The sequence below is a fragment of the Plantactinospora sonchi genome (assembly GCF_036422035.1).
GTDB classification, from domain to species: Bacteria; Actinomycetota; Actinomycetes; order Mycobacteriales; family Micromonosporaceae; genus Plantactinospora; species Plantactinospora sonchi.
Window position 1 is genome coordinate 62,841 of the sequence record NZ_JAZGQK010000016.1, and the last position, 18,251, is coordinate 81,091.

General features: G+C 72.6%; 18 protein-coding genes. 10 read left to right on the forward strand and 8 right to left on the reverse strand.

Annotated features, from left to right (window positions below):
- Positions 1-75 precede the first annotated feature (75 nt).
- The gene (ctaE, locus tag V1633_RS18755; protein ID WP_331215649.1) at positions 76-675 is read right to left on the reverse strand and encodes an aa3-type cytochrome oxidase subunit III; all 600 of its coding nucleotides are present in this window, start codon (positions 673-675) and stop codon (positions 76-78) included.
- Between the two features lie 109 nt (positions 676-784).
- On the opposite strand from ctaE, the gene V1633_RS18760 reads away from it, so the two are divergent.
- The 4 genes from V1633_RS18760 to V1633_RS18775 all read left to right on the forward strand — a co-directional run bounded on the left by V1633_RS18760 (position 785) and on the right by V1633_RS18775 (position 4,484).
- Positions 785-1,843: a cytochrome c oxidase assembly protein gene (locus V1633_RS18760; RefSeq protein WP_407952052.1), complete on the forward strand. Its 1,059-nt coding sequence runs from the start codon at positions 785-787 to the stop codon at positions 1,841-1,843.
- 126 nt (positions 1,844-1,969) lie between these two features.
- Complete coding sequence (locus tag V1633_RS18765) at positions 1,970-2,380, forward strand: response regulator (RefSeq protein ID WP_331215650.1); 411 nt, start codon at positions 1,970-1,972, stop codon at positions 2,378-2,380.
- A 104-nt stretch (positions 2,381-2,484) separates the two neighbouring features.
- The gene (gene trpD / locus V1633_RS18770; RefSeq protein ID WP_331215651.1) at positions 2,485-3,543 is read left to right on the forward strand and encodes an anthranilate phosphoribosyltransferase; all 1,059 of its coding nucleotides are present in this window, start codon (positions 2,485-2,487) and stop codon (positions 3,541-3,543) included.
- A gap of 278 nt (positions 3,544-3,821) precedes the next feature.
- On the forward strand, positions 3,822-4,484 hold the full coding sequence (locus tag V1633_RS18775) for a DUF4142 domain-containing protein (RefSeq protein ID WP_331215652.1): 663 nt from the start codon (positions 3,822-3,824) through the stop codon (positions 4,482-4,484).
- 134 nt (positions 4,485-4,618) lie between these two features.
- Here V1633_RS18775 and V1633_RS18780 read toward each other — a convergent pair whose 3' ends face one another.
- The 6 genes from V1633_RS18780 to V1633_RS18805 form a co-directional block, all read right to left on the reverse strand.
- On the reverse strand, positions 4,619-5,485 hold the full coding sequence (locus tag V1633_RS18780) for an alpha/beta hydrolase family protein (protein ID WP_331215653.1): 867 nt from the start codon (positions 5,483-5,485) through the stop codon (positions 4,619-4,621).
- A gap of 108 nt (positions 5,486-5,593) precedes the next feature.
- A complete protein-coding gene (locus V1633_RS18785) occupies positions 5,594-5,881 on the reverse strand; it encodes an Lrp/AsnC family transcriptional regulator (protein ID WP_331215654.1) in 288 nt (95 codons plus the stop codon).
- Positions 5,882-5,981: 100 nt separating this feature from the next.
- A complete protein-coding gene (locus tag V1633_RS18790; protein ID WP_331215655.1) occupies positions 5,982-6,917 on the reverse strand; it encodes a nucleotidyltransferase family protein in 936 nt (311 codons plus the stop codon).
- 35 nt (positions 6,918-6,952) lie between these two features.
- A complete protein-coding gene (locus V1633_RS18795) occupies positions 6,953-7,489 on the reverse strand; it encodes an NUDIX hydrolase (RefSeq protein WP_331215905.1) in 537 nt (178 codons plus the stop codon).
- A 58-nt stretch (positions 7,490-7,547) separates the two neighbouring features.
- Complete coding sequence (locus tag V1633_RS18800) at positions 7,548-9,329, reverse strand: RelA/SpoT family protein (RefSeq protein WP_331215656.1); 1,782 nt, start codon at positions 9,327-9,329, stop codon at positions 7,548-7,550.
- A 152-nt stretch (positions 9,330-9,481) separates the two neighbouring features.
- Entirely contained in the window at positions 9,482-11,248 is a 1,767-nt protein-coding gene (locus V1633_RS18805; protein WP_331215657.1) for a DEDD exonuclease domain-containing protein, read from the reverse strand.
- Between the two features lie 126 nt (positions 11,249-11,374).
- Here V1633_RS18805 and V1633_RS18810 point away from each other — a divergent pair, with 126 nt between their 5' ends.
- The 6 genes from V1633_RS18810 (at position 11,375) to V1633_RS18835 (ending at position 17,395) form a co-directional block, all read left to right on the forward strand.
- A complete protein-coding gene (locus V1633_RS18810) occupies positions 11,375-13,054 on the forward strand; it encodes an NYN domain-containing protein (protein WP_407952053.1) in 1,680 nt (559 codons plus the stop codon).
- A 168-nt stretch (positions 13,055-13,222) separates the two neighbouring features.
- A complete protein-coding gene (locus V1633_RS18815; protein ID WP_331215658.1) occupies positions 13,223-13,450 on the forward strand; it encodes a hypothetical protein in 228 nt (75 codons plus the stop codon).
- A gap of 182 nt (positions 13,451-13,632) precedes the next feature.
- Positions 13,633-14,892 (forward strand): M48 family metallopeptidase, encoded by a 1,260-nt coding sequence (locus tag V1633_RS18820; protein WP_331215659.1) that lies wholly within the window; start codon positions 13,633-13,635, stop codon positions 14,890-14,892.
- Positions 14,889-16,013, forward strand: coding sequence for a glycosyltransferase family 4 protein (locus V1633_RS18825; RefSeq protein WP_331215660.1), 1,125 nt, complete (start codon positions 14,889-14,891; stop codon positions 16,011-16,013). Before V1633_RS18820 ends, V1633_RS18825 begins: the two co-directional genes overlap by 4 nt.
- Positions 16,014-16,204: 191 nt before the next feature.
- A complete protein-coding gene (locus tag V1633_RS18830) occupies positions 16,205-16,768 on the forward strand; it encodes a TlpA family protein disulfide reductase (RefSeq protein WP_331215661.1) in 564 nt (187 codons plus the stop codon).
- Between the two features lie 186 nt (positions 16,769-16,954).
- Complete coding sequence (locus tag V1633_RS18835; RefSeq protein WP_331215662.1) at positions 16,955-17,395, forward strand: DUF4395 domain-containing protein; 441 nt, start codon at positions 16,955-16,957, stop codon at positions 17,393-17,395.
- 186 nt (positions 17,396-17,581) lie between these two features.
- Here the strand turns inward: V1633_RS18835 and V1633_RS18840 are convergent, their stop codons facing one another.
- Positions 17,582-18,250: a response regulator transcription factor gene (locus tag V1633_RS18840; RefSeq protein ID WP_091557164.1), complete on the reverse strand. Its 669-nt coding sequence runs from the start codon at positions 18,248-18,250 to the stop codon at positions 17,582-17,584.
- Position 18,251: the final 1 nt, after the last annotated feature.

Below are 18,251 nucleotides of genomic sequence, written 5' to 3' on the forward strand. Positions count from 1 at the left end.
GGCCTGTGTCCTTAACGGTTTTCTCGACCTTGTCTCAGGGACGGAGCATCGTGGCGGAACGTGACAGCACCAAGATCACTGGAGCCAGTAGATCATGCCGTACAGCGCGATCCAGACCACATCGACGAAGTGCCAGTAGTAGGACACGACGATCGCCGAGGTGGCCTGCGCGGGAGTGAACCGGCCCATGGTGGTCCGGATCATGAAGATGATGAAGGCGATGAGCCCGCCGGTCACGTGCAACGCGTGGAATCCGGTGGTCAGGTAGAACGTCGACCCGTACCCGTCGGCGTTGATCTTCACCCCGTGGTGTACCAGCTCGCGGTACTCGTTGAGCTGGCCGAGCACGAAGACCAGGCCCATCACGAAGGTGACGGTGAACCAGCGGCGTAGCGCGTGCACGTCACCCCGCTCCGCGGCGAACACGCCGAGCTGGCAGGTGACCGAGGAGAGCACCAGGATCACCGTGAAGGTCGTCGCGTACGGGATGTTGAGCGCTTCGGTGTGCTTCTCCCACAACTCCGGCGCCGCCGCGCGGATGGAGAAGTACATCGCGAACAACGCCGCGAAGAACATGAGTTCGCTCGAGAGCCACACGATCGTCCCGACGCTGACCATGTTCGGTCGGGTCAGCGAGTGGATCCGGCTCTTGTCAATGGCTGAGGCCGCAGTCACGCGGTCATTATTGCCCCTGATCGGCATCGGCGATCGTCGGGGTGGCCTAACTCCCTCGTCGGACGGGGTGACGCGCCTCGCCCGGTTCGTCTGGCCTAGCCTGAAAATCGTGCTGCACGTCGATCCCGGCCCCGCGACCGCCGTACCCGTCGCCCTCCCGACTCCGGACGTCCTCGCCGGTGGGAGCGCCGAAACGGCCCCCTTCACCGTCTCCTCGATCTTCACCGAGAGCACGCTGAACAGCTGGCTCGCCGTCGGCCTGGTGCTCGCCGCCGCCCTGTACCTCTACGGGGTGCACCGGCTGCGGATTCGCGGCGACCACTGGCCGGTCTCGCGTACCGTGCTGTTCCTCGGACCCGGCCTCGGTGGCATCGCGGCGGTCACCCTGAGCGGGCTCGGGGCGTACGACACCACCCTGCTGTCGGTGCACATGGTCCAGCACATGGTGCTCTCCATGGTCGCGCCGATCTTCCTGGCCCTCGGCGCGCCGATCACCCTGGCCCTGCGGACGCTCACCGGCGCGCCCCGGCGGCGGCTGCTCGCCGTACTGCACAGCCGGGTGGCGAAGGTGCTGTCGTTCCCGCTCCTCGCGTACGCGCTCTTCGTGGTCAACCCGTTCGTGCTGTATTTCACCGGCCTCTACCGGGTGACGTTGGAACACCCGCTGGCGCACGAGTGGGTGCACGCGCACTTCATCCTCACCGGCTGCCTGTTCTTCTGGCCGCTGGTCGGGTCGGACCCGCTGCCCGGCCGGTGGCCGTACCCGGCCCGGGCCCTGCTGATGGTGCTCTCGGTGCCGTTCCACACCGTGCTCGGGCTCACCGTCATGCAGAGCACCACCCTGTTCGGCGGCGACTGGTACCCCTCGCTGGCGCTCGGCTGGGCCGACCCGTTCGCCGACCAGAAGGTCGCCGGCGGCATCCTCTGGGCCGGTGGGGAGTTCGTCAGCGTCACCATGATCGCCGTACTGGTGGTGCAGTGGATCCGGCAGTCCGAGCGGGAGGCCCGGCGGATCGACCGCGAGCTGGACCGGCAGGAGGCCCGGGATGAGGCCCGGGAGGAGGCTCGGGAGCGGGCGGCGCAGACCCCTGCCGTACCGGGCGTCGACGCCCCGGCCGGAACTCCGGCCGCACCGGTGGTCGACGGCCCGGCCGGCCTTCCCGGCTGACCGCCGACCGCGCCGCGCGTCCCGGGATTCGGGCGCCGTCCACCCCCCGGGCCGGGCGGCCCGGTCGGCCGTCGGGCGAGACCGGTACGATCGGCGGGCAGCTACGAGGTGGGAGCCTGGCAACCGATGAGCGATCGTCTATACACCGTCCTGCTCTACAGCGACGACCCGGAGGTCCGGGACCGGATGCGGCTCGCCGTGGGCACCCGACCGGCCGCCGATCTGACCGTCGAGTTCGTTGACGCGGACAGCTACGAGAAGTGCATCCGGCTGGTCGACGAGTACGAGATCGACCTGCTGCTGCTCGACGGCGAGGCGACGCCGGCCGGTGGCCTCGGCATCGCCCGGCAGATCAAGGACGACCGGGACGACGCGCCGCCGACCTGCGTGGTGATCGCCCGCGCGGCGGACCGCTGGCTCGCCGCCTACGCACAGGTCGACGCCACCCTGGTGCACCCGCTCGACCCGGTGACCACCGGCCAGACCGTTGCCGGGCTGCTGCGGGCCCGCGCCGACGGGGCAGCCTCGCGCTCCTGAGCGACCGCCGCTTCCGACGCCGGCCACCGGCTCCGGACGACGGCGTCCGCCCACCCGCCACACCGCGACACTCGCTCACCACCCGCTCCGCTCGGGAGGCCCGCATGGGGGAACGGACCTGGCCCAACCTTCTCGCCGCGCTGCTGCGCGGTGAGGAACTCTCCGCCGCCGACACCGCGTGGGCGATGGGTGAGATCATGGCGGGGTCGGCGACCCCGGTGCAGATCGCCGGGTTCGCCACCGCGCTGCGTGCCAAGGGGGAGACCCCGGCGGAGCTGGCCGGCCTGGTCGAGGCCATGCTGACCCGGGCCACCCTGGTGGACCTGCCGGAGGCGCTGCGGTCCGGTGCGGTGGACGTGGTCGGCACCGGCGGGGACCGGGCCCACACGGTCAACATCTCCACCATGACCGCGATGGTGGTGGCCGGGGCCGGGGTACCGGTGGTCAAGCACGGCAACCGGGCCGCGTCCTCGTCCTGCGGCGCGGCCGACCTGCTGGAATACCTCGGCGTACCGCTCGACCTGGGGCCGGCCGGGGTGGCCCGGTGCGTGACCGAGGTGGGGATCGGGTTCTGTTTCGCCGCCCGGTTCCACCCCGGCATGCGGCACACCGCGGTACCCCGGCGGGAGATGGGCGTGCCGACGGTCTTCAACTTCCTCGGCCCGCTGACCAACCCGGCCCGCCCGGGCTCCGGCGCGGTGGGTTGCTTCGACCCGCGGATGGCGACCGTGGTCGCCGAGGTTTTCGCCCGGCGGGGCGACTCGGTCCTGGTGATGCGGGGCGAGGACGGGCTCGACGAGTTCAGTACCGCCGCGCCGACCCGGTTGTGGATCGCGGCGCAGGGCCGGGTCGTGGAGACCGTGGTCGACGCGGTCGACCTCGGCCTGCCCCGGTCGGCCCCCGGTGACCTGCGCGGCGGCGACGCGTCCTTCAACGCCGACGTGACCCGCCGGCTGCTCGCCGGCGAGCCCGGCCCGGTCCGGGACGCGGTACTGGTCAACACGGCGGCGGCCCTGGTGGCGCGGGGCGGTTTCGAGGGTGAGCTGCTGCCGGCGCTGCGGGTCGGGTTGGACCGCGCGGCGGAGTCGATCGATTCCGGTGCCGCCGCCCGCACCCTGGACCAGTGGATCGAGGTCGCCAAGATGGCGAAGGCGGCGGAGTGACCGGCTGGTCGTATTCCCCGGACAGCGGCGACTGAACCTGCCACCGGTCGCGGATCCGGGTTTTCCCCGGAAACGGGCGGCGGGCCCGGTCGGCCGGAAAGCGGTGACGGACGGTCCGGGGTGGCAGCCGGCGGGACCGGGGGAGACACACCGGTCAGGCCAGCGTTTCCGGCCCTGACCTGCCCCGACGGTACGGGATCATGCCGGGCTCGATCCGTCCGCGTGTCCGTCGGACAACCGGGTACCCCTGAGGTTCAACGACGGAGGGGGGAACGACCATGTTGGTCACCAAACGCTTAGGCGTGCTCGTCTCGATGGTGTTGCTCGGCCTGGTGCCGGCCGGAGCCGCGTACAGTGCCGCCGCAGAACAGACGGCGACGCCGTCCGCGACGCCGTCCAGCGCGTTGTCCGCACAGGACAAACAGTTCCTGGCGTCGATCCATCAGGTGAACCTCGCGGAGATCGCCACCGGGAACCTGGCCCAGCAGAAGGGGACCAACCAGGAGGTGAAGACGCTCGGGGCGCGGTTCGTGACCGACCACACCCAGCTGGACCAGAAGGTGCAGAGCGTCGCCTCGGCGGGAAAGTTGACGCTGCCGAACAAGGTGACCAGCGAGCAGCAGGCGGTGGTGAACCAGTTGCAGAACGTCAGCGGGGCGGATTTTGACGCGCAGTGGGTCACCGCCCAGTTGACCGCGCACAGCCAGGCCATGCAGCTGGTGCAGGCCGAGCTGACGCAGGGTTCCGACCCGGCGGCCAAGCAGGTGGCGCAGCAGGCGGCGCCGGTGTTGCAGGCGCACCACAACGCGCTGGTGTCCCTGGCCCAGAGCCTGGGCGTGCCGGTCCCGGGTGGCGTCACCGTACCGCCGAGCCCGGGGGTGAGCTCCGGTACGCCGTCGCGGGGCGGTACGCCGGTCACGCCGGGTCCGACGATCAGCTGACCGGATCCGCTTCTCCGCTGCCCCGCTGTCCGGGACGCGTGGTGACGGGTCCACCGGCCATCCGGCCGGTGGACCCGTCGCGCTGTCTCGTCCGGCGGTGAACGCGGCCGACCGGCACGCCACCCTCCGCCGGGCTACCGACGGTCGGGCAGCTCCGCGGCGAACGTGGCGATCCGGGCTGCGATCGGGGCGGAGGCCCGGACCCAGGTGAAGTGGTTGAGCGGGCCGTCCGCCTCCGCCGCCACGTACCGCTCGCGTCGCACCGGCGCGGCGGTCAGCTTGGCGCAGAGTTCGTCGAGGGATTCGTGCGGCGTCAACGGATCACCCTCGACACTGATCGCCAGTACCGGGGTACGTACGGTCCGGACGGCCGCCTCGGCGTCGACTCCGTCGAGTCGGGGGAACCGTCCGGTCCGGACGGTGTACGCCCAGTCCCGGATCACGCCCCGGGCCTGCCGTCCGCCGAAACCCCAACCGGGCCAGCTACCGAGCACGCCGGCGACACCATTGATCAACTGTGCGCCGGACAGCACCAGGAGGCTCCGGTGCCCCGGGTAGCGACGCCAGTACGGCACACCGGCCGCGACCAGGGCCAGCCCGTCGACCTGGTCGCCGCCGGTGAGGGCGAGGTGCAGCAGTGCCGCCTGGCCACCCAGCGAGTGACCGAGCAGCAGCCGGGTGCGCCCGTCCAGCCGTGACTTCAGACGCTCCAGCACGGCGCCGACGTCGTCGACCAGTTCGGGATAGCCGTAGCGGGAGGCGCGGCTCGCCGCCGGGGTGCTCTCGCCGGTGCCGCGCAGGTCGGTCACGACCACCGCGAGTCCGGCGGCGCGCAACGCGGCGACAAACGGCGTGTAGTAGCTGGCGCGGACTCCCATCGCCGGCCAGAGCAGCACGACCGGGGCGTCCGGGCGACCGGCGGGCTCCGGGTGGACCCGGACCGCGAGTTGGGCTCCGCCGCGATCGATGATGATCTGTTCGGAGTCGGGCCGCGAGGTCATCCGAGGATCGTACCGGGCGAGGTTACCGGCGGGTAGCCCTGCTTCGGGGGCTGCTCCCCGATCCGCCGGGTAGCTCCGCTCCTGGGTGCCGCTCCGGGATCCGCCGGGTCAGTCCGCGTCCGGCAGACCGATCGCGAACGCCTCCTCCAGATCGTGCTGGGAGTAGGCCCGGAAGGCGATGTGCGACTCGGTGTTGAGCACGCCGGGAACCTTCGAGATGCGCCCCGCGATCACCTCGGCGATCTGGTCGAACTCGCGTACCCGGACCACGGCGATCAGGTCGACGTGACCGGCGACCGAGTAGACCTCGCTGACGCCGGGCAGGGCGGCGAGCGTCTCGGCCACCTCGGGGATCGAATCGGTGGCGCAGTCGATCAGGACGATCGCGGTGATCACCGGTGGAACTCCTCTCGTCGACGTGCCGGCCGGCTCCACGTCCGTCCGTACCGGGAAGTGGGATCCGTGGTCGGCGTCGCGTTACGGGTGCCCGCCCATGCTAAGGGTTCGCCCGGGCGGGACCGGGCGAAGGTGCGCCGGGCGGCGTCGGGGGGACCCCGGCCGGCACCGTCAGGTCGGTGCCGACCCGTACCGCCTCGTGCAGCCGCTCACCGGCGCGCACCACCCCGCCCGGCCAGACCACGCAGCGGTCGACCGTACCGTGCACGGTCGCGCCGGCTCCGATCACCGCGCGGTGCGGCGACGCGGTCACCGTCGCGCTGGGGTCGACCAGGCTGCCGCCACCGGCCGCGTGCAGGTTCGCGGCCAGGTAGTCGGCGGGCGTGCCGGTGTCGAGGTAGGTGCCGACGAACTCGACCACCTCCAGTTCGCCGGCCGCCTCCGCGGGCCGCCAGACGGTCCGGACCAGTTCGGCCGGGTCGGTCGGCAGGTCCACGACCCGGGACCACGGCAACAGCGAGAACCCGGCGAACCGGTGGTTGCCGAAGTCCCCCGGGCGGGCCGGACCGGCGACCGGCTGGCCCAGCAGGCGTACCGTCCGGCCGTCCCAACCGTCCAGCAGGGCGGCGATGTCCGGGCCGGGCGGGGCGTCCGGCGCGGCGAGGTAGGCGTCGGCGTTTCCGACCAGTACGCCCCGACCGTCGATCCAGTCCCGCAGCCGCGCCACCCCGCCGGAGGTGCCGAGCGGGTCGCCCGGCTCGACCGAGAGCCACGCCCGGTCGCGGACGTGCCGGACGACCTGGTCGCCGAGGTAGCAGGCGTTGACCGCGACGGTGTCCGGGCCGGCGAAGCCGAGCCCCGCGACCCGGAGCAGGGCCCGGTCGAGCAGCGGCACGTTCCCCACCGGACAGAGGGCTTTCGGGAGGTGCTCGGTGAGCGGGCGCAGCCGGCGGCCCTCGCCGGCCGCCAGGACGACGGCGCAGAGGCTGTCCCGGCCGGTCCCGGGGGGCGTCGTCGACCGGGTACCGGCCGGCATCGATCCGCCGGCCGGTGTCGGGGCGCGTCGGTGGCTCACGTCGGTGGACGTGCCTCGGCCGACGGATCGGTGTCGACGAGCGGACCGATCCCGTAGTGGGCGAGCAGCCGGGCGGTCGCCACGGTCAGTCGGGGCAGGTCGTCGAGGCGGTGCCAGGCGGCTTCGTACACCTCGGCGCCGTCGACCACCAGTTGGGTGGTGGAGGCCGGGACGCGGGCCTCGAAGACCATGTCCACCCAGCCCTTGGCGTGTACGACGGCGTTCGGCACCGCCGGCTGGAGCTGCTCCGGTGCCAGCTCGATGCCGCTCTCCTCGTGCAGTTCCCGGGCCGCGCCGACGATCGGGGCCTCCCGGCGTTGCAGCAGCCCGGCCGGCAGCGACCAGCCCTTTCCGGGTGGCTGACGGAGCAGCAGCAGTCGGCCGGGATCCGCTGCCTCGGCGTCCCTGACCAGGGTGACCGCGCCGACGATGTACTTCGGCACGGCCAGCCGGACCAGCCGACGACGTACCCCGATGGGGAGGCGGTAGAAGACCTTGTAGCCGATGGCACGCGTCGGCGAGCGGCGGGTGATCACGAATCCAGGCTAGAGGTCGTACCCGGACCATGGGTGACCCGGGGCACAGCGGATCTCACTCCTGATGGTCGACCATGGCGATGAGCTGCTCGACCACGGTGTCCGGTTCGATGGTCCGGTCGACCACGGCGACCAGCAGGGTTTCCAGGTCGGGATAACCCTGCTGCTCGGCGAGCTGGCGCAACGGCAGGTCGCTGGCGAGTCCACGGTTGTGTTTGCGCAGGGTGAGCCCGATGGTGGCCCGACCCAGTCGGACCTTGTCCGAGATGGAGATCCCCGGTTCCTGGTGATCGGCGAACCAGCGGTTGATCTGCATCTGGGCGTGCGGGGACTTGACGAAGCCGAGCCACTCCCGGCGTGGGCCGGGTGGGGCGACCGCGAGGTCGAGTTCGCTCTGCGCGTCGGTCTCGGTGAAGATCTCCACCACGTCGCCCTCCTCCAGTTCCGAGGAGAGCGGGGCCAGCCGTCCGTTGATCTTGGCGGCGAGACAGTGGTCGCCCCGGTCCGGGCCGAGTTCGTACGCCAGGTCCACCGGCGTGGAACCGGACGGCAGCACGATCTGCCGGCCCTCGGCGAAGACCTGGATCTGGGTCTCGGCGAGGTCGCAGCGCAGCGACTGGAGGAACTGCGCCGGGTCGGCGGTCTCCCGTTCCCAGTTGAGCACCCGCTGCAGCCAGTCGAGCTGCTCCGCGCTGTTGGCGCCGTCGACCCCGGGACGGGGATAGCGGAAGTCGGCGGCGATGCCGTACTCGGCGGACCGGTGCATCGTGCTGGTCCGGATCAGCACCTCGACGACACGCTCGCCCGGACCGATGACCGTGGTGTGCAGGGAGCGGTAGAGGTTGTTCTTCGGGGCGGCGATGTAGTCCTTGAACCGCCCGGCGACAGGTCGCCAGAGCCCGTGGATCGAGCCGAGGGCGGCGTAGCAGTCGGTGTCCGGGCCGTCGACCACGATCACGATCCGGGGCAGGTCGAACGGGGTCGTCTGGTCCCGGGCGACGGTGTCCTTCCAGATCGAGTAGTAGTGCCGGGGACGGGGCTGCACCGTCGCCACGATCTTGTCCCGGCGGAGCACCACCCGGGTCTGGTTGACCACGTCGTCGAGGTAGGCCGCCCAGTGTGGCCGGTTCTTGACGTGCTCGTCGATCAGCTCGTACGCCTCGGGTTCGAGGTGTTGCAGCACCACGTCGTCCAGGTCGCGCTTGAGCGCCTGGATGCCGAGCCGGTCGCAGAGCGGGACCAGCACCTCCTGGGTCGCCCCCGCGATCCGGGCCCGGGAGGCCGGCGAGCGGACCCCGAGGGTACGCATGTTGTGCAGCCGGTCGGCGAGCTTGATGATCAGAACCCGGACGTCCTTGCCGGCCGCGATGATCATCTTTCGGATCGTCTCGGCCTCGGCGGCCTTGCCGTAGAACGCCTTGTCGAACTTGGTCACCCCGTCGACCAGGTGGGCCACCTCGGGCCCGAAGTCCCCGGTCAGCGCCTGCAAGGTGTAGCGGGTGTCCTCGACCGTGTCGTGCAGCAGCGCGGCGACCAGGGTGACGGTGTCCATGCCCAGCTCGGCACAGATCTGCGCGACCGCCAACGGGTGGGTGATGTACGGCTCACCGCTCTTGCGGAACTGCCCCCGGTGCATGCTCTCGGCAATGGCGTAACCGCGGCGCAGCACCCCGACGTCGGCGTTCGGGTGGACGGCGCGGTGGGCCCGGGCCAGCCGGGTGACCGGATCATCCTCAGCGGACGGCCAGGAGAGGAACGAACGCAGGCGTTTGCTCAACGTGATCTCGGTCGCGCGGGCGCCTCCGAGGGCGGCGCCGTGTGGGGCGTCGAGGTCCACGCAGAGCCACCTCCTCGCTCACCGCCCGCCTTCCGGTGATCGCTCCCGGTGACCGCTTTGCGAAGCGGCCGTGGAAGCAAACCCCGAAATCGGGCAGGACTGCACTTCTCTAACAGCCTAAGGGAGCGAAGGTCGTCCGATCGGTCACTTGCTCATGTGCGTTTGGTCGGGAGTTGGGCGGACGACGCCGCCTCGGCCCGGGCGAGCAGGTCACGGAACCTCTCCGCGCCTCTGGCCGGAGAGGACCAACCGGTGGAGGTGTCGACCAACCGCGTGTCGGGTCGTTCCAACCAGGACAGGATCCGTTCCGACTCCTCGGCCGAGGCGTTCGGGACCGGTCCGTGCCCCGGCAGCACCGTCTCGGCGGTGGCCCGGACCAGGTCGAGGACCGGCCGGGGCGGTACGCCGGGCGCGGCGGTGGCGGCGCCGGCGAGCCTGCCGTGCCGGACCACGGCGATCTCCCAGCCGCCGTCGGTGGTCCGCCGGGCGGCGGCCAGCTCGGCGATCCGGGTCAGCCCGACCAGGCGCTGCATCCGCACCGTGGCCCGCAGCACCGCGACCAGCCGACCCCGGACCACCGCCGCCTCCTCGTACCGGTGGTCCCCGCTCAGCGCCTCGATCCGGCCGAGCAGCGCGTCGACCAGCACCTGTGGATCGTCCACCATGGCGGTCCGGACCGGTGTGACCGCGCGTTGTTCGTAGTCGGTGACCGAGATCCGGTGCTCGCAGGGGGCCGGGCAGCGGCCCAACTCGGCCAGGGCACAGGCCGGCGTGGTGTTCCGGACCGAGAGCCGGTGTGTGCACTGTCGCAGCGGCACCGCGTCGTGCACCGCGGCGGCGGCGAGTTCCGCCGCCCGGCGGGAGTTGAACGGGCCCAGGTACGCCTCGTCGTCCGGCCCGAGGTTGCGGACCACCGACAACCGTGGGTACGGCTCCACGGTCAGCTTCAACCACAGCACCCGCTCCGGAAACTTCGACCGGCGGTTGTACGGCGGTGCGTGCGCCCCGATCAGCCGCAGCTCGCGTACCTCGGCCTCCAGCGGATGGGCGCACTCGATCGCCTCCACCCGCTCTGCGGCGGCCAGCATCTCCGAGATCCGGGCCCGTTTCTCGGCGGCGGTGAAGTAGCTGCGGACCCGGGTGGCGATGTCGCCGGAGGTGCCCACGTAGAGCGGCCGGTCGTCGGCGGCCCGGAAGATGTAGACCCCGGGCACCCGGGGCAGCCCGTCCGCCAGGTGCCGTTTGCGTCGCTGGGTCGGGGTGACCGCGCGGGCGAACTCGATCGCGTCACCCAGCGTCTCCACCCGGTGTCCGCCGAGCCGGGCGATCAACCCGTGCAGCACGTCCACCGTCGCCTTGGCGTCGTCCAGCGCCCGGTGGTTCGGCTGGTTCGGGGTACGGAAGTAGGCGGCCAGGGTGCCGAGCTTGCGGTTGGGCACCTCGTCCCGGGTGAGCACCCGGCGGGCCAGCGCGGCGGTGTCCAGCACCCGGGGGTTGGGCCAGACGTACCCGTGCCGGGCGCAGGCCGCCTTGAGGAACCCGACGTCGTACGGCGCGTTGTGGGCGACCAGTACGGCGCCACGGAGGAACTCGAGGAGGCTCGGGAGCACCTGTTCGATCGGCGGGGCGGGCGCCAGCATCGCCTGGGTGATCCCGGTCAGCACGGTGATGAACGGCGGGACGGGTTCCCCCGGGTTGACCAGGGTCGCCAGTACGCCGAGCTGCTCGCCGCCCCGGACCTTCACCGCGCCGATCTCGGTGATGCCGCCGCCGTCCGGGGCGCCTCCGGTCGTCTCCAGGTCCAGCACCACGAATGTGGTGTCGTGCAGTGACAGGGCGTCACCGGGCCGGTCGCCCGTGGACGGGTCGCCGTCCGACAGGCCGTCCAGCGTGCCCTGCACGTATCGGGGTTGCACCACGGCGGGCAGGTTAAGCGGCACGTACGACACTCCGGCCACCCGGGCCCCGGCTGTCACAGCGGCAAACGTGAAGAGATCATCTGAGGTGAAGGGCGGTGGGTGGGGAGTCGGTGGGAGACTGGCGGCATGCCTCGCGCCGAATCGTTCGACGACCGCCTCCCCGACGGGGCGGCGGAGTCCACGCGCGCCGAGGCGGGTGACCGGGAGTCGGAGCCCGGCACGCTCCGACCGGAGGAGGAGCCCGGCCTCCCGGCCCGGACCGGCCCGGACCTGACCGTGGCCGCCCCCGAGGCGGGGTCGGACGCGACCGGCGAGTTCTTGGAACCGGACTCGGACGCGACCGGCGAGTTCTTGGAACCGGACTCGGACGTGGTCGGCGAGGTCCCGGAGCTGGGCCGCGACCTGGCTGAACCCACGGAGTCCGCCGACGCGATGGAACCGGGCGACGCCATGGAACCGGGCGATGCCGTGGAAGCGGGCGACGCGGTGGGGCCGGGCGAGGCGGCGGAGCCGGAACCCACCCTGCCGGAACCGGTCCGGCAACGGATCATCAGCGTGGCGGCGGCGGTGCTGCCCACGCTGCCCGGCGACGAACTGCCGGCCCCGCTCCGCCGGGTCGCCAAGTTCGCGCCGAACCGGCGGGCCCGGCTGGGCGGGGCGCCGATCGCCACCCAGCTGGCCGGCGATCCGCTGTTCCGGCAGCGCGTGGCCAGCCGGGTGCTCGCCGACGCCGGTGCCCTGGGCGCGGCGGTCGTCTCGGGCGCCAGCCCGGCCGCCGCCGACCCGGTGGAGGTCGCGGCACTCGCCTACCTGGCCCGGCCGACCGGCTGGCGCGCCCTGGTCGAGGACGCCGGAGCGGCGGTCCGGGCCGAGGTGGACAGCGCGGCCGTGGCCGAGCTGGTCCGGGAGGCCGAACAGCGGGCCGCCCGTGCCGAACACGACCGGGCGGTGGCCAAGGTCGAGGCGGACAAACTCCGGGACGAGGTCGCCCGGCTCCGCGAGGAACTCGGTCAACTGCGGGAAGAGGTCCGGGTGCTGGGCCGGTCGCTGCGGGAGACCCAGGCGAGGGAACGTCGGGCCAGCGAGTTGCTGGCCACCGAGAAGGGTCGGGCCAGCCGGGCCGCCGCCGACCACGAGGCGGAACTGCGTCGGACGCGGGCCCGGCTGGCCGAGGCCGAGGCGGCCGCCGGAGCGGTCCGGCAGACCGCCAAGGAGGCACGGTCGGTCGACGACGCCCGGCTCTGGCTGCTGCTGGAGACGATCGGACGGGCCGCCGTGGGGCTGCGTCGGGAACTGGCCCTCGACCCCGCCGACCGGCTTCCGGCCGACTACGTCGCCGAGGCCTTCGCCGACAATCCGACGGCGGCTGACTCGGCCCGCGGACTGGGCACCGACGACCCGGCCCGGCTCGACCAGCTGCTGGCGCTGCCCCGGGCGCACCTGATCGTGGACGGCTACAACGTCACCAAGCGCGGGTTCGGCGAGATGTCACTGGAGCAGCAGCGCAAACGGCTGATCACCGGGCTGGGCGGGATCGCGGCGCAGACCGGCGACGAGGTCACCGTCGTCTTCGACGGTGCCGAGCGGATGCACGGACTGCCGCCCGCGCCGCGCGGTGTACGGGTGCTCTTCTCCCGCAAGGGGGAGACCGCAGACGACCTGATCCGCCGGCTGGTCCGGGCCGAGCCCCCGGGGCGCCCGATCGTGGTGGTCTCGTCCGACCGTGAGGTCGCCGACGGGGTACGACGGCACGGCGCGTACCCGCTCGGGGCGGACTCCCTGCTCCGCCGCCTCGCCCGGGCCTGAGGGTGCAAGGAAGGGCCCCTTCTTATCGCTTTTGGTAGAGGAAGGGCCCCTTCTTAACCACCTGGGCTGGTTCTTGTCGTACCCCTGTCCTAGCGTCGATGTAACCGATGGTGGCCGGCCTGCGACAAGAACAGTGGGCGGCCGGATCACCCGCTGAGGAGGGGACCGATGCTCATCGACTGCGACAACTGCCCCCGGCCGGGTGCGCCCTGCTCCGACTGCCTGGTGAGCGCCCTGCTGGACCGGCCGCCCGACCAGGGCAACCTCACCGCCGAGGAGCAGTACGCGATCGAGGTCTTCGCCCGGGCCGGGTTTGACGTGGAGGTGCTGGAGGTTCCGCCGCCCCCGCCACTGCGCCTCGCCGCCAACCGTCGGCGACGTCGGCGGGTCGCCTAGCCCACTCAGCCGGGAGCCGCGAACCCCGCACCCGGCGGGGCGCTAATGTCCTTCGCGAGCGTCGGCGCGACGTAGGATGGCCGCGCGCTGAGGGCGGACGGAAGGGCTGAGGCGATGACCGAGCGGCAACGGGGCGTCGCCGTCCGTCCGGAGTCGTCCGGGCATCTCACCCGGATCCGCCGATGACACCGCGCACCTGGGCGGCCGTGACGCTCGCCGGCCTTGTCGTCCTGCTCGTGGCCGTGACTCTGGCGCTGGTGCCGTGGCACCGTCCACCCGCACCCCGATCGGACCAACTGGCCGCCCTGGACGATCTGCGTCCGGCGGAGGTGACCCGGGGTCGCGCCTTCCACGCCGAACTCCGTCCGGGGACGTACGGCGGGATGCTGGTCGGGCTGCTCGTGGCGGTCCTGCTCGGTCTGACCCCGCTCGGCGCGAAGCTCGTCTCCCTGGTCGGGCGTCCGTTCGGCGACAACTGGATCGCCCAGGCGGTGCTCGGCGGGCTGGCCGTGGTGCTGGTGGCGGACCTGCTGACACTGCCGTTCGCCGCCTGGCGGCACGCGGTCGTGGCCCGGTACGGCCTCTCCACCCAGGGCTGGGGCGGCTGGACTGTCGACCTGCTCAAGTCGTACGCGGTCAGCGCGGTGATCGGCGCGGTGGCCCTGCTCGGCTTCTACGCGGTGACCCGGTTCGCCCCCCGGTGGTGGTGGGCGGTCGGCGCGGTCGGCGCCGCGGGCCTGGTGACGCTGCTCTCCTTCGTACTGCCGGTGCTGGTGGAGCCGATCTTCAACCGGTTCACCCCGATGGAGCCGGGGGCGCTGCGCACCGAGCTGATGGCGCTCGCCGAGACCGACGGCGTACCGGTGAAGGACGTGCTGGTCGCCGACGCCTCGCGGCGTACCCGGGCGGTCAACGCGTACGTCTCCGGGTTCGGTCCGACCCGGCGGATCGTCGTCTACGACACCCTGTTGCGCGAGGCGCCGCCGGAGGAGGTGGCCAGCGTGGTCGCGCACGAGTTGGGGCACGCGAAGGACCGGGACGTGCTGACCGGCACCCTGACCGGCGCGCTCGGCGCCGCCGCCGCGGTGGTGGCGCTCTACCTGCTCGGCTCGTCGGGGGCACTGCTGCGAGCGGCCGGGGTCGGCTCGGTCGCCGAACCGACCGCGTTTCCGCTGCTGGTCGCGCTGGTGACGCTGGCCGGTGTGCTGGCCGCGCCGGCCCAGGCATGGGTCTCCCGACAGGTCGAGGCCCGGGCCGACCGGCACGCGATGGTGTTGACCGGTGACCCGGCCGCCTTCGAGGCGATGCAGCGCCGGTTGTCCAGCGTCAACCTGGCCGACCCCGATCCACCCCGCTGGGTGTACCTCTACTCGGCGAGCCACCCGTCCACAGTGGAGCGCATGGCCGCGGCCCGCGCGTACGCCCGAGGAGCCGGCGGTTGACCAGGACCCTGCTCGTCACCAACGACTTCCCCCCGCGACCCGGCGGGATCCAGTCCTTCGTGCACGGCCTCGCGGTCCGGCAGCCGCCCGGCTCGGTGGTGGTCTACGCCTCGACCTGGCGGGGGGCCGACAAGTTCGACGCCGACCAGCCGTTCGAGGTGGTCCGCGAGCCGACCGGCGTGCTGCTGCCGACCCCGCACGTCGCCCGCCGGGCCGCCGAGTTGGCCCGGAGCTACGACTGCGACACCGTCTGGTTCGGCGCCGCCGCGCCGCTCGGGCTGCTCGCCACCGGGCTGCGCCGCCGCGCCGGGATACGACGGGCGGTGGCCCAGACCCACGGGCACGAGGTCGGCTGGGCGGCACTGCCGGGTGCGCGGTCCGCGTTGCGCCGCATCGGTGACGGCGTCGACGTCACCACCTACCTCGGCGAGTACACCCGGGTACGGCTGGCCCGGGTGCTGGACGGCCGCACCGAACTGCGTCGGCTCGCCCCCGGGGTGGACGTCGACGTCTACCGCCTGGACGTCGACGGGGCCGAGGTCCGCGCCCGGCACCGGCTGTCCGACCGGCCGGTCGTGGTCTGCGTCTCCCGGCTGGTGCCGCGCAAGGGACAGGACGCGCTGATCCGTGCGCTGCCCGAGATCCGGCGTCGGGTGCCGGGAGCGGCCCTGCTGGTGGTCGGCGGCGGCCCGTACCGGGGCGCGTTGGAGAAGCTCGCCCGACGGGTCGGGGTCGCCGACGACGTGGTCTTCACCGGCAGCGTGCCGACCGCCGAACTGCCCGCGCACTACGCGGCCGGTGACGTCTACGCCATGCCGTGCCGGACCCGCAACCGGGGCCTGGACGTCGAAGGACTGGGGATCGTCTACCTGGAGGCGTCCGCGACCGGCTTGCCCGTGGTCGCCGGCGACTCCGGCGGCGCGCCGGACGCGGTTCGCGAGGGTGAGACCGGGTACGTCGTCAACGGCCGGGACGGCCGCCAGCTCGCCGACCGGGTGGCGACCCTGCTCGCCGACCCGGAACTGGCCCGGCGGATGGGCGCGGCCGGACGGGCCTGGGTGGAACGGGAATGGCGCTGGGAGAAGCAGGCGCAGCGGATGACCGAGCTGCTCGCCGGCTGAGTGGACCTCTCCGGTACCGGGACGGCCCTCGGGCGGGCGTTGGAGGGCGGTCGCGGCACGGTCGGGTGTGACGTGTCACCCACCGGAGGTGGGCTTGCCCACCGGCGCGGCGCCGAACCATGGATATCGATGATCGGGCGTGGCACTCTGTCCTGGTGCGGGATGCGGCGTTCACAGGATCGCTCGCGGTGGTGACCACGCTGTTGGTCGCCACCGGGCTCGGACTGTGGCATCGCCGACGGGACGGCGTGCTCCGACCCGTGACACCCGCACCCACCTTCCCCGGTACCGCCGGAATCCCAGCCGGTACCGCCGGCACCGATTCCGGTACGACCGGCAGCGAGTCGGGTACCGCCGGTGTTCCGTCCGGCGGGCCTGCCGGAGGGACGTCGGACCAGCGAGGGGACGTCTCCGACACCCCGGACGATCCCGACCTACGTGCCACGCTCACCGCGCTCGGCGTACGGCTGGGCACCCCCGCCACGCTGCTCCAGTTCTCGTCGGCGTTCTGCGCCCCGTGCCGTACCACCCGCCGGGTGCTCACCGACGTGGTGGCACTGCTCGACGGCGTACGTCATGTCGAGGTCGACGCGGAGAGCGAGCTGGCCGCCGTCCGGACGCTCGGGATCTGGCGCACCCCGACCGTGTTGGTGATCGACTCCGAGGGGCGGGTGGTCCGGCGTGCCGCCGGAGTGCCGAGCAAGGCCCAGGTGATCGCCACCGTCGCGCCGCTGCTCGACAACACCGCACCATGACCACCTCGCCAGGCGGCGGCACGCACGGCCCGCCATGACCGCTCCCCGGCGGCGCGGCACGCTTACCGCTCGTGCGCCGGAACAGCTCCGAAGCAGCACCATGACTCGTCACACGCCGACGTCCGCGTCGACAGTTCCACGCTCACCCGATCCGACCGAGCCCGTCCTCCTGCCCCCGAGGTGCACATGTTGCTCGATCCCCGTGCCCCGCGTTTCGCCGCGGCGCTCACCGCGCTTGTCATGGTCGTTGTCCTGCTCACCGGCTCCGGCTGGTTGGCCCTGGCCCAGGCGGCCGTGTTCGGCGTGGCCGCCGTGGACCCACGCTGGAACCCGTACGCCCTGATCTTCAGGTTTCTGGTCGCGCCCCGACTGGCCCGCCCCACGGAACTGGAGCCGGCGGCGCCGGTCCGGTTCTCCCAGGTGGTCGGGCTGTTGTTCCTGCTGGTCGGCGCCGCCGGTTACCTGGCCGGCGCCCAGGTACTCGGCCTGGTCATGAGCTGCCTGGCCCTGGCGGCGGCCTTCCTCAACGCGGCCTTCGGGCTCTGCCTGGGCTGCGAGACCTACCTGGCGTTCCGGCGACTGACCGGTCGCCCGGTGCCGGCCCGGGTCGCCAACCCGGCGCCCTGAGCCGACAACTGTCAGGCCCGCGCCCTCTGCGCACCGACGGTCGTGGCCACTTTCGCGACCAGGCGGGGGCCGGTGTGACCTCGCAGGCCGGTCACCGCCGGGCGGGAGCCGGCCGGCGATGGCCCGTGCCCCGGCCACGGGGGCTGTCGGCGGTGTGACCCGCCAACAGCCCCGTTGTCGGGCGGGTCAGAACTTGGGCGCGTCCGGCGCTTCGAGCAGACCGAGCCGGAGCGCGGTCATCAGCGCCTGGGCCCGGTTCGCGGCGCCGAGCTTCTCGTAGAGCTTCGAGATGTGCGTCTTGGCCGTCGACTCGCTGACGAACAGCTGCTTCGCGATGCCGGCGACACTCATGCCGTCGGCGAGCAGGCGCAGCACCTGCCCCTCCCGGGGGGACAACTGCGGGCCGGACGGGGCCAACCGGCGCTTCATCGCCTCGGCGAGGTCGGCGGCGGTGAAGGCGCTCGGTGAGGAGGCGGCGTGCCGGGCGGCGGCCACCACCTCGTCGGCGGGGGCGGTCTTCGGTACGAAGGCGCTCGCGCCGGCTTCGAGGGCGCCGAAAAGCTGGTCGTCGCCCGCGTACATGGTCAGCACCACGATGCCCATGGTGGCGCTGGACTTGCGGAGTGCGCGGGTGGCTTCGAGCCCGCTGCCGTCGGGAAGGCGGAGGTCCATGATCACGACGTCGGGCTGTAGCGCGCCGGCCTGTCGGACCCCCTCCGCGGCGGTGGCGGCCTCGCCGACGACCTCGAACTGCCGGTCCCGCTCAAACGCGTGCCGCAGTCCCTTGCGGATCAGGTCATGATCGTCGACGAGCAGGACCTTGGTCCGAGTGGTCGGCATGGGGCTGGTGGTCATG

What these genes read in the sequence shown, in the direction of transcription:
- V1633_RS18765 (WP_331215650.1), top strand. Translation starts at nt 1,970, where the DNA reads ATGAGCGATCGTCTATACACCGTCCTGCTCTACAGCGACGACCCGGAG.
- trpD (WP_331215651.1), top strand. Translation starts at nt 2,485, where the DNA reads ATGGGGGAACGGACCTGGCCCAACCTTCTCGCCGCGCTGCTGCGCGGT.
- V1633_RS18775 (WP_331215652.1), top strand. Translation starts at nt 3,822, where the DNA reads ATGTTGGTCACCAAACGCTTAGGCGTGCTCGTCTCGATGGTGTTGCTC.
- V1633_RS18780 (WP_331215653.1), bottom strand. Translation starts at nt 5,485, where the DNA reads ATGACCTCGCGGCCCGACTCCGAACAGATCATCATCGATCGCGGCGGA.
- V1633_RS18790 (WP_331215655.1), bottom strand. Translation starts at nt 6,917, where the DNA reads ATGCCGGCCGGTACCCGGTCGACGACGCCCCCCGGGACCGGCCGGGAC.
- V1633_RS18810 (WP_407952053.1), top strand. Translation starts at nt 11,375, where the DNA reads ATGCCTCGCGCCGAATCGTTCGACGACCGCCTCCCCGACGGGGCGGCG.
- V1633_RS18815 (WP_331215658.1), top strand. Translation starts at nt 13,223, where the DNA reads ATGCTCATCGACTGCGACAACTGCCCCCGGCCGGGTGCGCCCTGCTCC.
- V1633_RS18820 (WP_331215659.1), top strand. Translation starts at nt 13,633, where the DNA reads ATGACACCGCGCACCTGGGCGGCCGTGACGCTCGCCGGCCTTGTCGTC.
- V1633_RS18835 (WP_331215662.1), top strand. Translation starts at nt 16,955, where the DNA reads ATGTTGCTCGATCCCCGTGCCCCGCGTTTCGCCGCGGCGCTCACCGCG.
- V1633_RS18840 (WP_091557164.1), bottom strand. Translation starts at nt 18,250, where the DNA reads ATGACCACCAGCCCCATGCCGACCACTCGGACCAAGGTCCTGCTCGTC.